Source organism: Amycolatopsis sp. NPDC104587 (genome assembly GCF_055583645.1).
Window position 1 is genome coordinate 1 of the sequence record NZ_JBVJNO010000004.1, and the last position, 14,238, is coordinate 14,238.

The window sequence follows — 14,238 nt, forward strand, 5'->3', positions numbered from 1 at the left end:
GCTTGCATGTAAACGACAAGCCGCCCACCCCCCCCCCCCCCCCCCCCCCCCCCCCCCCCCCCTCCCCCCCCCCTCCCCCCCCCCCCCTCCCCCCCCCCCCCCCCCCCCACCACGGACAGTGCGAGAGTGACAACGGCAAAGATCCTGGTTCTGAGTTTCATGCCGCCACCACGCTTCGGCCCGGTGCCCGGCTGAGGCGGAGTCGGATTGATCACAGCCGGGCAACCTCGAGCTCACCGGCGGAACCGAGGAGGACCGATGCCGTGGTGGCGCCGGAAGAACGACGCCGGGGTCCCGGTGCCGGAGCTGACCGCCCGGCTGGGCAGCCCGGACGCGCCGGTGCGTGTCGACGCCGCCCGCGCGCTGCGGCGAAACCCGGATCCGCGTGCGGTGGACCCGCTGTTCGACGCGCTGCGGCGCGGGCCGTCCGAGAAGGCGGCCGGGGTGATGATCGAGGCACTGAGCAGAATCGGCGGCGACGAAGTCGTCGCGCGGCTGTCGACGCTGGCGCTCGACGAGGTGTGGTGGGCTCCCCTGCCGGCGGACCTCCACGACGACGACCTCCCGGTGATCCCCGCGGTCCACTGGGTGGTCAAGGCGCTGCTCGGGGCGGGCGGCCCGGAGCCCGCGCTGCACGCGCTGTCCCGCGCCCTGCGGGACCCGCGGCCCGAAGTCCGGCGCAGCGCCGCGCTCGGAATCCGTGACATCAGCAGCGGCGACCTGCTCGGCTGGGACGGGCTCGGCTGGGAGCGGCTCGGCTTCTCGAACCGGGACGAAGGGACGGCGGAGCGGGACCAGGTCGTGGCCCTGCTGTGCACCGCCTTGGCCGAGGACGACGACTGGCTCGTCCGGTTCCACGCCGTGCACGCGTTGCTCGTCCTCCGCGACCCTCGCGCGGTCACCACCCTGATCACCTGCCTCGCCGAGGACGACCACGGCCAGGTGAGGTACGGGGCCGCCGTGGCCCTGGGCCGCTCGGGCGACCGCCGAGCCGTCGAACCCCTCCGCCGCGCGCTGCTCGCGGACCCGGACCACGCCCCGGCGATCAGGGAAGCCCTCAGCTCGCTACGGTCGGCCTGAGCTCCCTCCCGCTTCAGTCAGCAGCGGGAGGACGGCGGTGACGCCGAGCACCACCGCCCCGCCGGGCTCGGCGGACACCACCACGCCGACGACGTCGCCGAGCTCGTCCAGCACCGGTCCGCCGACATCGGCGGGCGACACGCGCAGTCCGACGTGGAACAGCCGCGCGCCGGCCGCCACGCTGAAGCGGTCGACCAGGCCGGTGCCACCGTCGGCGGTCTGCAGCGGGTCGCCGAGGCGCACGAGCGAGGGATAGCCCAGGGGCGGCGGGTCGGCGTCGACCGGCTCGGCCAGCCGGAGCACGGCCACCTCGTGCTCCGGTGCGTCCGGCCGGTGGATCCGGGTCACGGCCCGGACGCCCTGCCCGGTGGTCACGACGGTTTCGGCGGTGAGGCCCGGCCCGGCGGTGACGACGAGCCGGTCCGAGACCAGGAACCCGGCGCGCGACTCCGCGCCGACCTCGACCCGGACGAGCGCGGAGCTCACCGCGCCGGACCCGGCCGGGCGAAACTTCCGGTACCCGTCGGCGTCCCCGGTTTCGGCGAGGCAGCGGGCGTACCGGCGGCGGTCGTCGGCCGACACCGGCGGTGTGTCGAGCGCGGCCAGCGCCTGCCGGTAGTCCCCGGCCTCGTAACAGGCGCGGAACCGGCGCAGCGGGTCGGGCTCGGCCAGGGCCAGCCGCACCAGGACCGCGTTCCACCGGGCGATCCTGGCCGCCACGTCGCGCAGCGCGGTCAGCCGCGCGGTCAGCTCACCGGTGAGCCGGGCGGTTTCGGCGAAGTCGGCTTCGAGCTCACCACCGGATTGGTCGACGTGGTTCAGCGCGGCGACGGCGGCCTCGCGCACCGCCTCCCGCGCGTGCCGCAGGTCCAGGTCGGTCTGGCCGGCCTGGCTGAACATCTCGACCAGCAGCGCCGTGTCGGCGTCGTCGGCGCCCGCCGCGGGCACGTGCGTGGCCTGGCGGTGGCGGAACTCCTGCCACGCCGCCTCCGTGTCGTCGTCCATTGTGGACGCCGCCAGCTCCCGCAGCCGGTCGCGGCGGTCGGCGAGGTCCTGCTGGCGCTGCTCGACTTCGCGCTGCCGGTCGTAGCTGCGGGTCAGCTCGGCGACCTCCCGCGGTGAAAGCAGGGTGGTGTCGGTGATCCGGATCGAGCTAGCTTGCCCGGTGGCGCGGTCCCGCGCGGTCACCGAAAGCACGCAGCTGGCGTCGATCTCGAAGGTGACGTCGATCTGCGGCACGCCCTTTTCGGCGGGCGCGATGCCGGCCAGCTCGAACTGGCCGATCTTCGACTCCGCGTCGAGCCCGCCGTTGAAGATCTCGATGCGCACCGAGGACTGGTTGTCGTGGTGCGTGGAGAAGACGTCCGAGCGCGTGGCCGGGATGGTCGTGTGGCGCGGCACGAGCTCGGACAGGCTTTCGCGGTCGTGCTCGTCGTGCACGCGGATCCCGAGCGAGAGCGGCGTGACGTCGAGCAGCACGATGTCGTCCAGCGAGCCGTCGCGCATCGCGCCGAGGAGCGCGGCGCCGCCGGCCACCGCGGTCCGCGGGTCGGACACGACGGTGCGGGTCAGCCCGAACGCCCGTTCCACGGTTTCCCGCACCAGCGGCGAAAACATCGGGCGGCCGATCAGCACCAGGTGTTCGGGGCGGGTGGTCGCCGCGGCGCTGAACGCGGCGCAGACCTCGTGCAGGTGCGCCAGCTGCCCGGCCAGGATCGTGGCCAGCTCGGCGCGGGTCAGCTCCAGGCCGACGGCGCCGGCGCCGAGGCCGCGCAGCTCGCACTCCGCGTGCTCCCGCGCGGACAGCTCGATCTTCAGGCTTTCCGCGGCGATCGCCAGGCGCCGCCGCGCCGCACCGCCCGCCGGCACCGTGATCCCGCGCCGGTCCAGCCGGTCCGCCAGCGCCTCGGTGAGCACCGTGTCGAAGTCCTGGCCGCCGAACTGGCTGTCCCCGCCCACTTCCTGCACGTCGTAGACGTTCTCGCCGACGTCGAGCAGGCTCAGGTCCAGCGTGCCCGCGCCGAGGTCGACCACGGCGATCGCGCCGTCGAGCCGCCGTTCGCGCGCGGCGGTGATGCACGCGGCCGTCGGCTCGTGGATCAGCCGGACGAGGTCGACGCCGGCGATGCGGCAGGCCGCCCGCGTGGCCGCCTTCTGGTTGTTGGTGAAGTACGCCGGGATCGTGACGACCGCCCGCGGCCGCTCCAGCCGCAGGTCGTGGTTCCGCTCGGTCCAGGACAGCCAGTCCTCCCGGACCACGCCGAGCTCATCGGCGGCCAGGTCGGCGACGCGCTCGCGCACCCGGTCGGCCAGGAAGGCCTCCACCAGGCCCCGGGCGTGCCGGACGAGCCGGGCGGCGACCTCTTCCGGCCGGAAGGTGCGGTCGCGGACCTTGAACACCGTGCCCCGGCCCATCTTGCGCTTGGCGGCGTCGATGTGGCCGACGAGCCACGGCACGAGCGTCTCCTCGCCGTGCAGGCCGACCAGCTCGTTGCCGTCACGGTCCAGGCTCACCGTCGAGGCGAAGTGCACCTCGCCCTTCCACGGGCAGAACACCGGCTGCCGGGTCTCGGTGTCGTAGACGGCCGCGGCGCAGGTCGTGGTGCCGAGGTCGAACCCCCAGATGCCGCTGTAGCGCGCTTCGACGTCCGTGCGGGCCTGGGCGACCCAGGCCTGGGCGCGTTCTTCGAACCGGACCCGCTCCCGCGTGACGAGCGCGTCGGTGACCCGCGCGGTGAGCTCCGCGGGCACCAGGCCGTCGTGGACGAGCTCACGGAGCACCCCCGCGGCCCGGGTCCCGGCGCCGCGGGCCTCGACCACGGTGAGGCAGCGCCGCACGAGCTCACCGTGGTCACCGGTCTTGCGCAGGCACTCGGCCAGCCGGAGGTCGTCGGCGGCGTCGTCGCCGAGCCGGCGGACGAGGCAGTCCGCCGCCGCGGCGAACGAGCCGGCCGCCATGTACAGCGGGACCGCCCGCTCCAGCTGCCCGATGCGGTCATACAGCGCGGCCGCGCCGGCGGTGTCACCTCCGGCTTCGCACGCCTCGGCCCGGGCGGCGAGTGCGTCCGGGGTGTCGTCGTCGCGGAGCACGCGGACCGCCTCGCCGAACCGGCCCGCGCGCAGGAACAGCTGGTGGGCGCGGAAGAACTCACCGCCGTCCTCGGCCCGGGCGGCCGCCAGGGCGTGCTCCCCCGCCGCCTCTTCGACCCGGCTCCACGCGCGGAGGGTGTCCCGCCGGTCGGCGCCGCCGCGCAGGAGCTCGCCGAAGTGCCGTCGGGTGACGCCGAGGAGCGTGGTGAGCAGGTCGGCCAGCTCCGGCTGCCGTGCGGCGGGCTCGCCGTGGTCGAGAACCCGCCGCAGCTGCCGGGCGGCCTCGGTGAAGTCCTCCCCCTCGATCAACCGGTGGATCCCGGCCACGAAGCGGTCCACGAGCCGCTCGCCCAGCCCGGCCGGACACGTCACGAGGGCCTCGGCGAACCGGCCGAGCTCCTCGTGGCACCGGCTCACCCCGTCGGCCCGGCCGGCTTCTTCGAAGGCGGGCAACGCTTCCGCGTACCGGCCGGCCTCGGCCAGCAGGTCGCCCAGCCGCCCGGCCAGCGCCGTGACGACCGCGCCGTCACCTCGTTCGCGGGCGAGAGCCAGCCCGGCTGTCACGTCGTCGGGCTCGGCGCCGGCCAGGCAGGCGTCCAGCGCACGCCGTTGCTGGTCCGGCGTGCCGGCCAGCCGGACGGCGGCCGCGCCCTGCCCGCGCAAGACCCGGACCTCGAACAGCTCCGGCACCAGCTCTTCGGGCAGGTGCGCGAAGAACAGCCGCCACATCTGCTCGTCCCGCGCGAAGTCTTCGGGCGGGTAGCCGCGCAGGACCCGGGTCACGACGTCGAGGTCGAGCACCCCCGCCGCCCGCCACCGGTCCAGGGTGCGCACGATCGACGCGGCGTCGTCGAGGAGCTCGGCCAGCCGGTCCCGGGCGCGCAGCTGCGCCGCCGGCAGCCGCAGCCGCGTCGCCACCTCGAACACGACCGTCGCCGCGGGCCGGTCCGCACCGGTGAGCCAGGGTTCGTCGGCCGCGGTCAGCGGGTAGTGCTCGGCCGGGATCCGGGCGTCGTAGCGCCGGAAGAGCTCCTCGGCTTGAACGGTGTCCACGCGCAAAGCCAGCCGCAGGGCGTCGCCGTAGGCGCGGGCCGCCCGCTCGGACGGCGGACCGGAAGGGCCGGGAAAAGCCGCTTCGAGGCGGGCCGTGGCGCGCGCCAGCCGCTTCGCCGCACCGCCGCCGAGCAGGTCGCGAAAGGTGCCGGGACCGGAAATCCGGGCCTCCCTCATCCGGGGAACGGCGCGGGCGGTTCGGGCAGCTCGAGCCATTCCAGGTCCATCGGCACCAGTGTGGTCGAAAGCACGAGCTCACGCAGCAGGTTCACGGTCAGCGTCAGCCCTACGGGCTCACCCACCTCCTCGCGCCGCAGGCCGTGCACCCCGGCGTCGGAAAGCCGTTGCCGGACCCGGGAAACGAGGTGCTCGACCCGCTTGGCCGTCCAGTTCTCGCGCGGCTGCCGCTCGGCGAGCTCGGCGGCGGCCTGCTGCCGGGACAGCGGCAGCGGCTGGGGGTCGTACCCGAGGTACCGCTGCCCGAGCACTGCCAGCACGAGGTGCTCCTCGGGCGAGAGCCGCCAGCGTTTCGGCGGCGCCGTCGGGTGGGTCGGCCGGCGGGTGGTGACGCCGGCTTCGCCGTCGGAGACGAGCAGCTCCAGCACGTGCTCGCGGGTGCCGCGCAGGAACAGCGCGGTGTACCCCTCGGCGAGCGGCAGCGGTTCGCTGTCGCGGTGCAGCAGAACACTGTCGGACAGCCGGATCGGCGAGCGGCCGGTGTTGCTCAGCCACCAGCGGTCCCGCTCGCGCACGAGCTGCCCGTGGATGCGGCTGATCCGCACGTCCTCTTCCCCGACGCAGACGTCGACCTCGAGCCGGTTGCGCCCGAAGGTGACCCGGCTCCCGGGGGCCGGCGGCACCGCGACCCCGCCGGTCACGGTGAGCGCGCTCAACGTGCCCGGCACGGTGTCGGCGACGCCGTGGCGGAGGCTGCGCTGGCGGTACGGGTCGAGTCGCCCGGTGGCCACGGCTACCTCCGCTCGTAGGCGCCGATGTCGAAACCCGCACCGGCCGGGCGGGCGACACCGTCGAGGTCGGTCGCGGGGGCGTGCACCGGGCTGCCGGCGTCGATCGCGGGCGAGCCGGCGGTCAGATGGTAGTCACCGTGGGCGGGGTCGGCGAACCCCGGGTCCCCGGCGAAGTTGTGGTCGGCGGTGAACGGGCCGGCGTCGACCGGGCCGTCCCCGAACACGTTGTTGCGCAAGGTGTTCGTGCCGGCGAACCGGTCGGCGTCGACCAGCACCGAGCCGCGGGTGTTGCCGGCGAAGGTGTTGTTGACGATCTCGACGTCCCGCATGGTCCCGGTCGACTCCACCCACAGGCTCAGCCCGGCCTGCGCGTTTCCGGTGGACAGGTTGTCGAAGACCCGGACCTTCGCAAGCAGCCGGGTTTCCGAGTAGTCCTCGACGGCGAGCCCGATGCCGGCCTTGGTGGCCTCGCGGGTGCCGCCGACCACGTTGGCGTAGACGTCCACCGACGACGACGAGTCGACGTAGATGTCGGGACCCCGGTTTCCGGTGACGACGTTGTGGTGGATCTTGACGCGGGCCGCGTCGTCGTACTTGACGTCGATTCCCTCTTCGCCGTTGTCGTGGACGCGGCAGCCGGACACCTCGATGTCCGACGAGCCGGACGCGATGCTCAGCGCCTCGTGGTCGGCTGCGGTGCCGCGGGCGTTGGTGCCGTGGATGTCGCAGCCGGTGATCCGCACCCGCCGGGAGCCGACCAGCACGAGCCCGCCGTCGCGGGAGCCGTCGACGCCGAAGCGGGTGAACACGAGGTCGTGGGCGCCGTCGGCGTAAACGCCGAAGCCGGTCGAGCCGGCCACCGTGATGTCGGTGAACTCCAACCGGCCGTGCCCGCCCAGGGCCAGGCCGCCGCCCCCGGTCAGCACCGCCTTGCCGCCGACGCCGGTGAACCGGATCGGCCGGCCCGGGGCGCCGTCGTGGCGGACGGTCAGCCCACCCGGGTAAGTCCCGGCCTCGATCGCGACCGTGTCCCCCGGGCGGGCCGCGTCGGCCGCCGCCTGGACGGTGGTGTACTCCGCGTGCGGGCCGACGTGCCGCGTCCGCGGCGCCGGTCCGGCAGACCCCTCGACTGTCGGCCCGGCCACGCTCGCCACCAGGAGCGCCACACCGGCCAGCACCCGCATCACCATTTCCCGTCCCGCCTCTCCCCCGGCCGCACTCTTTCTAGCCGAGGCCGCCCGGGACCGGTCCCCGGTTCACGGCAGCCGCCGGACGAGGTCCTCCGCCAGCGAGCGCGTGGGCGCGCACAGCGCGTTCCCGTCCGCCGCCGCGGCGTCCTGGACGGACACGACGACGACCTCCTCCCGCTGCGGGGCGGTGCCGCGCAGCACGGGCAGCACCGGGGTGTAGAGGCGGTGCACGACTTCGACGGCGCACTCCGGCTTCCCGCCCGGCACCGGCGCCACAACGGCCTTGCGGTTGCCGACGCGGATCCGGTCGCCGGGCACGTCCGAGTCCGCCTCGATCGGCCATTCCCGGCTGTACTCCACGGAGATCGTGCGCGGGTCGTGCTCCCAGGTGCAGCCCCAGCCGCCGAACTCGCGGTCCGGCGCCTTGGCCTGGCCCAGCGCTCCCGCCGTCTCGGAGACGTCGAGCAGGCCGCAGGCGTCGACGCGGGCCAGCGACCACTCCGGGAACGGCCGCTCGCGCACCGGCAGGGGCCCGTTGGCGAGCTTGGCCAGCACGCCGGACAGCACCGCCTCCGAGAAGGCGCACAGCGGCGCGTCCGGGGCGCGGTCGGTCGGGTGCGAGGTGACGACGATCCGGTTGGCGTCGGCGAGCGAGATGGCGCGTTCACAGGCGCCGTCGCGGATCTCGGGCCGTTCGATGTCGCCCACCCGGCCGGGCACCGGCGGCCGGGTCGGGTACCGCTGCGGGCCGGTCAAGGAGAGCACGGTCTGCACTTGGCCGCTCTTGTCGGCGAGGGTGGTCGTGACGACGCAGGTGCCGAAGTCCAGCACCTCGGGGTCCACGAACGGCTCCCCGAACGGCGCGAGCGAGTCGGTCGAGATCGCCGCGCACGGGTCCGTCTTCCCCGGGTCGGCGCCGAGGGTGTTCGGCCCGGCCGCGACCGGGGTCGCCGACGGCGGCCGCGTCAAGAAGAACCCGGTCACCAGCGCGGCGACCACCACCACCGCGGCCCCGGCGAGCAGCCGCCGGCGCAGGCGCCGTCGCGGCTTGCGGGGTGCGGGCGCGTCCGCGGCGAGCAGCGCGACCGCCTCGGCGGCGGCGGGCCGGTCGGCCGGGTGCCGGGCCATCAGCGCGGCGAGCACCGGCGCGAGCCGCCCGGCGCGTTCGGCGGGCGCGGGCCGCCCGCCCGCGGCGCGGCGCATCTGCGCGAACGGCCCGTCCTCGCCCGCGCCCCACGGCGACCGGCCTTCGACGGCGGCGTAGAGGGTGGCGCCGAGGGAAAAGACGTCCGACGCGGGCCCGGCCTCGCCGCCGTCGGCCACCTCGGGCGCGACGTACCCGAGCGTGCCGGTGAGCTGGGCGCCGCCGGTGCGGGTGACCTCGGTCCAGCGGGCGATGCCCAGGTCGGTCAGCTTGGCGACGTCGTCCGCGGTCACCAGGACGTTGCCCGGCTTGACGTCGCGGTGGACGATGCCGCGCGAGTGCATGTCGGCGAGCGCCGCGGCGAGCTGCGTGCCGATCCGCCGGACCCGGTCCTCGGGCAGCGGCCCGTCGTCGTCGACGAGCTCCTCGAGGCTCCGGGCGGCCAGGTACTCGGTCACCAGCCACCGGCCGTCGTCGTCGAGAACGGTGTCGAACACCGTGACGACGTTCGAGTGCAGCAGCCCGGCCCCGATCCGCGCCTCGCGCCGGATCTGGCCGGCGTCCTCGCCCAGCGACCGCTTGAGCGTCACCGGCCGGCCGAGCTCGAGATCGACCGCTCGCCAGACCACGCCCATGCCGCCCCGGCCGAGCTCCTCTTCCAGCCGGTAACGGCCGGCCACGACGCGCCCCTTGCCCACGCGGGCAGTGTACGAAAGCCGTGTCGGCCCGCTGACCCCGCGTCACCGGGGCGCTCCTCAGACCGGGCGGGGCGGCGCCGCCAGGCCGGAGAAGACAGCGGCGATCAACCGCCTCCCCTGCGCCGCGCCTTCCTCGGTGTTCGCCACGCGCCACAGGAAGCTCATCAGCATGATGACGTCCGCCGGGTCGTGGCCGGGGGCGATCGTGCCCTCGGCGACGCACGCGTCGACGAGCTTCGCCACCGCCGCGGTGGTCGGCTCCCAGGTCGCGTCGATCACCTCCTGGGCCGCCGCGCTGTGCAGGGCGTCGCCGAGGCCGTGCTTGACGCGGATGTAGCCGGAGAGCGTTTCGAACCACTCGATGAACGCGGCCTTCGCGGACGGCCGGCGCTTGAGCACCTCGTCGGCGGCGAGCGTCAGGCGTTCGATGTCGTGCTGGTACGCGGCGAGGATCAGGTCTTCCCGGGTCGGGAAGTGCCGGTAGAGCGTGCCGGCGCCGACCCCGGCGCGCTTGGCGACCTCGCTCAGCGGCACGAGCGGGTTCTGCGCGAACAGCTCGTGCGCGGCCTCGATGATCGCGACGCGGTTGCGCGCCGCGGCCCGGCGCTGCGTGCCGTAGGTCCCGTCGGTCATATCCGGATCATGCCTCATCTTTGACATGCGGAGAATCCTCCGCTAGTACTCCCTCTCCCAGAAGGCACCCCATGCGCTACGTGAAGCTCGGCACCACCGGTCTCGACGTCTCGCCCGTCGCGATCGGCGCGATGACCTACGGCGAGCCCGACCGCGGCCACCCCGTCTGGTCGCTGGGCGAAGAACAGGCCCGGCCGCTCGTCAAGCACGCGCTCGAGGCCGGCATCAACTTCTTCGACACCGCGAACATGTACTCGAACGGGTCCAGCGAGGAGATCCTCGGCCGCGCGCTGAACGACTTCGCCGACCGCGACGACGTCGTGATCGCCACCAAGCTGCGCCACCCGATGCGGCCCGGCCCCAACGGCCGCGGCCTGTCCCGCAAGGCCATCATGACCGAGGTCGACCACTCGCTGCGGCGGCTCGGCACCGACTACATCGACCTCTACCAGGTGCACCGCAACGACCACGCGACCCCGCTGGAGGAGACGCTCGAGGCGCTCAGCGACCTCGTGAAGGCGGGCAAGGTGCGCTACCTCGGCGCGTCCTCGATGCCCGCGTGGGAGTTCTCGAAGGCCCTGCACCTGCAGAAGCACCACGGCTGGGCGCGGTTCGTGTCCATGCAGGACCACTACAACCTGCTGCACCGCGAGGAAGAGCGCGAGATGATCCCGCTGTGCCTGGACGAGGGGGTCGGCACGATCATCTGGAGCCCGCTGGCCCGCGGCCGCCTCGCCCGGGCCTGGGACGACGCGAAGGCGACCGAACGCTCCGCGACCGACGGCGCGTTCGCCGACCTGCTCTACTCCCCCGCCGAGGAGGCCTCGAACAAGGCGATCGTGGATGCCGTCGGGCAGGTCGCCGGTGCCCACGGCGTGAGCCGCGCGCAGATCGCCCTGGCGTGGCTGCGCCACCAGCCGGTGGTCACCGCCCCGCTGGTCGGCGCCGGCTCGGTGCGGCAGATCGACGACGCGGTGGCGTCGCTGGACGTCGTGCTCACCGACGACGAGGTGCGCTCGCTCATCGTGCCCTACACGCCCCGGTACGACTGGCAGGGCGTCTCCGACGAGGCCGAGCTCGACGCGATCCGGGCCCGCGTGCCCGGCATGGCCTTGAAGTAGCCATGCCGGGCCGCGGGTTCAGTACGGCCAGCCGGGCACGTTCAGCCGGACGCTGTACAGCCCGAAGTTCCCGCTGTCCCCACCGCCGGACGGTGTGCCCGAAGTGATGAACAGCGTCTTCCCGTCCGGCCCGCCGAACGCGGCGTTCGTCGCGTTGCGGCCCGCCGAGATGGTCCCGAGCGCCTGTCCGGACGGCGAAAACACGTGGACCACGCCGTCCCCGTAGGTCACCTGGTAGACGTTGCCCGCGCAGTCGATCGTGCCGCCGTCGGTGCCCGCCACCGCCGCGAAGTCACTCCGGGCGCCGGTGCTCCCGTCGGCGTTGACCGGGTACCGGTAGATCTTGCCGGTGGCGTTCCCGCCCACGTACAGCGTCTTGCCGTCCGGGGACAGCTCGATGCCGTTGGGCTCGCGGATGGTGTCGTCGATCAGCGAGACGACGCCGTCGTGCACCCGGAACACGCTGGTCCGGCCCGCCATCCCGTCCGGGCGGTCGGCCCGCTGGAAGTCCGGGTCGGTGAAGTAGACCGTGCCGTCCGGGCCTTCGGTGACGTCGTTCGGGGAGTTGAACGCCCGGCCCTGGTGGTTCGCGGCGAGCGTGGTGCGCTGCCCGCTTGCCAGGTCGTACCGGGAGACGCTGCGGTTGTCGTGCGTCGCCGCGATGAGCGACTTCCCGTCGCGGCTCAGCGCCAGCCCGTTGCTGCCGGCGTTGGGCACCACCGTGGTGAACGCGCCCGTCGCCGGGGTGTAGCGCAGGATGTCCGACGGCTGGACGTTCTGCGCCCCCGCGCCGTCGTGCATGTTCGTCAGCAGCAGGGTCTGGCTCGCCTTGTCCCAGGTCGGCCCCTCGAGGAAGTTGAAGCCGTCCTGGATCTTGGTGGCGGTCAGGTGGGCCGAGGGCAGCGGCGAGCCGAACGGGCCCGGCGGGCAGGGGCCGTCGGGCGGTGGTGTCGTGGTGCTCCCGGGCAGCGTCCACGCCTGGTTCGCGCCGCCGGTGCACGCCCAGGTCTGCAGCCGGGTGCCGTCCGCGCTGGACACACCGGTCGCGTCCAGGCACTTCCCGGACGCGGTGTTGACCAGGGCGCCGGTGCGGGCGGTCCAGCGTTGCGCGCCGGTGCCGTTGCAGTCGTAGACCTGCACGGCCGCGCCGTCGGCCACCGAGCCGCCGGCGACGTCGAGGCACTTGCCCGAAGCGGCGACCACCGTGCCGTCGGCGGTCACGGTCCACCGCTGGGCCGTGCCGCCGGTGCACGACCACAGCTGGACCCGGGTGCCGTTGGCGCTGCCGGGGACGTCGAGGCACTTGCCGCCGATTCCGGTGATGGCGCCGGTGCCCGCCGCCGTGGCCGGGACGGCGGCCACCGTCACCCCGGCCACGGCGAGGGCGGCCGCCGCGGCGAGCCGGCGTCCGAAGTGGACGTTCACGCCGGGACCGTCCAGCGCTGGTTCGGCCCGCCCGTGCAGGTCCAGAGCTGCACCTGCGTGCCGTTGGCCGTGCCGCCGCCGGTCACGTCGAGGCACTTCCCGCTCCCGGCGTTGACCAAGGAGCCGTTCGCGCCGGTCGTCCAGCGCTGGTTGGCGCCGCCGAAGCAGTCCCACAGCTGCACCGCCGTGCCGTCCGCGGTGCCGCTCCCGGTGACGTCGAGGCACTTGCCGAGGCCGCGGACCGTGCCGTCGGTCGCGAGGGTCCACTGCTGGTTCGGGCCCGACGTGCAGTCCCACAGCTGCGCCCGGTTCCCGTTGGTGGTCGAGCCGCCGGTGACGTCGAGGCACTTGCCCAGCGCCGAGACCGCGCCGGTCCGGCCGGTGGGCGGCGGCGTGGTGCCGCCGGTGCCGGGCCAGGTGAACGTCGCCATCGCGCCGCCCGCCAGCTGGTAGCCGAACGACTGGCCGCCGTAGGACACCTGGAAGTTCTGCGTGCCGCCGCTGTTGAGCGCGACGAGCACGATGGTCCCGTCCGGGTTGCGGAACGCGACGTTCTGGACACCGCCGTCGCCGTAGCCGGTCGAGTCGATCCGCACCGCGCCGGGCTGGACGAACTTGCTGAGGTGCCCGAGGACGTAGTACTCGGCGTTGTAGGTCACGTTCGAGCCGTTGGTGGTGACGACGCCGGTGCAGTTGGTGCAGCTGCCGATCACCGGGCCGTGGTTGTTGTCCAGCGCCATGTTCCACGTCGTGACGGTCTTCGCCCAGTTGCGGGTGGCGCCGATCGCGAGGTTGATCCCCTGCCACCGCAGGGAGTCCGCGAAGGTGTTGCCCGACTCCGTGCCGGAGCACTCGGTGAAGAAGATGTCCTTGTTCGGCTGGGCGTTGTGCACAGTGGACTGACCACTGGGGTTCCCGCCGTAGCAGTGCCAGGCCGAACCGGCGACGTTGTTGCCGGCGCCGTTGTTCACCTGCTGCGCGTAGCTCGTGTCGTCCCAGTTGTGGTCGTACCCCAGGATCTTGGCGTTCTGTCCGGCGGAGCGCAGCTTCGGCGCGAGGCTGTTGATCACGTTCACCTGCTGGCCCGCCGACATCGGCATGCCCGGGTAACCCGGCGGCGAGAACTTGGGCTCGTTCTGCACGCTCAGGTAGTCGATCGGGGCGCCCGCGGCGCCGTAGGCCTGAGCGAACTTGACCAGGTAGTCGGCGTAGGTGCCGACCTGGCTGTCGTTGAGGTTGCCGCCGATGAGGTTGTTGTTGTTCTTCATCCACGCCGGTGCGCTCCACGGCGTGGCCATGATGGACAGTTTCGGGTTCAGCACCTTGGCCTGCTTGACCAGCGGCAGGATGTAGGCGTTGTCGTGGGCGACGGAGAACCGCGTCAGGCCGGGGTCGGCCGCGCCGTCGTCGTAGGTGTAGAAGCTGCGGGAGAAGTCGGTCGCGCCGATCGGCTGGCGCAGGAAGCTGAGGCCGACCCCGCTGCCGGGGTTGAACAGCGCGTTCATGATCTCGTCACGCCGTGGGGAGTTGTTGATGTTCCACGCGGCGGCGTCGGTGAAGGAGGCCCCGAAGCCGACCATCGACTGGTAGGTGCTGTTCGGGTTCACGGTGATCACCGGCCCGCTGCCACCGCCGCCGAAGGTCACGCTTCCCTGCTGCCGCAACAGGTTTCCGCGGTCGGGAGTGGTGAGCCACACGTTCGCCGACGTCGCCGCCGACGCCGGGCCGGCCGGGACGGCGAGCGTGGCCGCGGCGACCACTGTCACCACGATCGTCCCGCGCCACCGTTTTTTGTTTCTGGACAGCAGAAGCATGCCACTCCTCACGAGTGCGGAG

The 14,238-nt window shown here is 73.6% G+C and carries 9 protein-coding genes; 2 read left to right on the top strand and 7 right to left on the bottom strand.

All coding sequences use genetic code 11. The features are described from left to right. Positions 1 to 258: 258 nt before the first annotated feature. Positions 259 to 1,080, top strand: a complete 822-nt coding sequence (locus tag ACZ61C_RS11825) for a HEAT repeat domain-containing protein (RefSeq protein WP_465305661.1) — start codon at positions 259 to 261, stop codon at positions 1,078 to 1,080. Here ACZ61C_RS11825 and ACZ61C_RS11830 read toward each other — a convergent pair. The 5 genes from ACZ61C_RS11830 to ACZ61C_RS11850 form a co-directional block, all read right to left on the bottom strand. Continuing rightward, positions 1,066 to 5,400, bottom strand: a complete 4,335-nt coding sequence (locus ACZ61C_RS11830; RefSeq protein ID WP_465305663.1) for an Hsp70 family protein — start codon at positions 5,398 to 5,400, stop codon at positions 1,066 to 1,068. The two genes, ACZ61C_RS11825 and ACZ61C_RS11830, sit on opposite strands and share 15 nt — an antisense overlap. Next, positions 5,397 to 6,191, bottom strand: a complete 795-nt coding sequence (locus ACZ61C_RS11835) for an FHA domain-containing protein (RefSeq protein ID WP_465305665.1) — start codon at positions 6,189 to 6,191, stop codon at positions 5,397 to 5,399. Before ACZ61C_RS11835 ends, ACZ61C_RS11830 begins: the two co-directional genes overlap by 4 nt. Positions 6,192 to 6,193: 2 nt before the next feature. After that, on the bottom strand, positions 6,194 to 7,381 hold the full coding sequence (locus ACZ61C_RS11840) for a right-handed parallel beta-helix repeat-containing protein (protein ID WP_465305667.1): 1,188 nt from the start codon (positions 7,379 to 7,381) through the stop codon (positions 6,194 to 6,196). A 66-nt stretch (positions 7,382 to 7,447) separates the two neighbouring features. Continuing rightward, entirely contained in the window at positions 7,448 to 9,223 is a 1,776-nt protein-coding gene (locus ACZ61C_RS11845) for a serine/threonine-protein kinase (RefSeq protein WP_465305669.1), read from the bottom strand. A gap of 57 nt (positions 9,224 to 9,280) precedes the next feature. Beyond that, positions 9,281 to 9,856 (bottom strand): TetR/AcrR family transcriptional regulator, encoded by a 576-nt coding sequence (locus ACZ61C_RS11850; RefSeq protein WP_465305671.1) that lies wholly within the window; start codon positions 9,854 to 9,856, stop codon positions 9,281 to 9,283. 71 nt (positions 9,857 to 9,927) lie between these two features. Here ACZ61C_RS11850 and ACZ61C_RS11855 point away from each other — a divergent pair, with 71 nt between their 5' ends. After that, positions 9,928 to 10,977: an aldo/keto reductase gene (locus ACZ61C_RS11855; protein WP_465305673.1), complete on the top strand. Its 1,050-nt coding sequence runs from the start codon at positions 9,928 to 9,930 to the stop codon at positions 10,975 to 10,977. A gap of 18 nt (positions 10,978 to 10,995) precedes the next feature. On the opposite strand, the gene ACZ61C_RS11860 is transcribed toward ACZ61C_RS11855, so the two are convergent. After that, positions 10,996 to 12,402 carry an SMP-30/gluconolactonase/LRE family protein gene (locus tag ACZ61C_RS11860; RefSeq protein ID WP_465305675.1) on the bottom strand — a complete coding sequence of 469 codons (1,407 nt, stop codon included), beginning with the start codon at positions 12,400 to 12,402 and terminating at the stop codon, positions 10,996 to 10,998. Next, a complete protein-coding gene (locus ACZ61C_RS11865) occupies positions 12,399 to 14,171 on the bottom strand; it encodes an RICIN domain-containing protein (protein WP_465305677.1) in 1,773 nt (590 codons plus the stop codon). The genes ACZ61C_RS11860 and ACZ61C_RS11865 overlap by 4 nt, the downstream gene beginning before the upstream one ends. Positions 14,172 to 14,238: the final 67 nt, after the last annotated feature.

Coding starts and splice junctions, on each gene's coding strand:
- ACZ61C_RS11825 (WP_465305661.1), top strand. CDS start 259: ATGCCGTGGTGGCGCCGGAAGAACGACGCCGGGGTCCCGGTGCCGGAG.
- ACZ61C_RS11850 (WP_465305671.1), bottom strand. CDS start 9,856: ATGACCGACGGGACCTACGGCACGCAGCGCCGGGCCGCGGCGCGCAAC.
- ACZ61C_RS11840 (WP_465305667.1), bottom strand. CDS start 7,381: ATGGTGATGCGGGTGCTGGCCGGTGTGGCGCTCCTGGTGGCGAGCGTG.
- ACZ61C_RS11855 (WP_465305673.1), top strand. CDS start 9,928: ATGCGCTACGTGAAGCTCGGCACCACCGGTCTCGACGTCTCGCCCGTC.
- ACZ61C_RS11830 (WP_465305663.1), bottom strand. CDS start 5,400: ATGAGGGAGGCCCGGATTTCCGGTCCCGGCACCTTTCGCGACCTGCTC.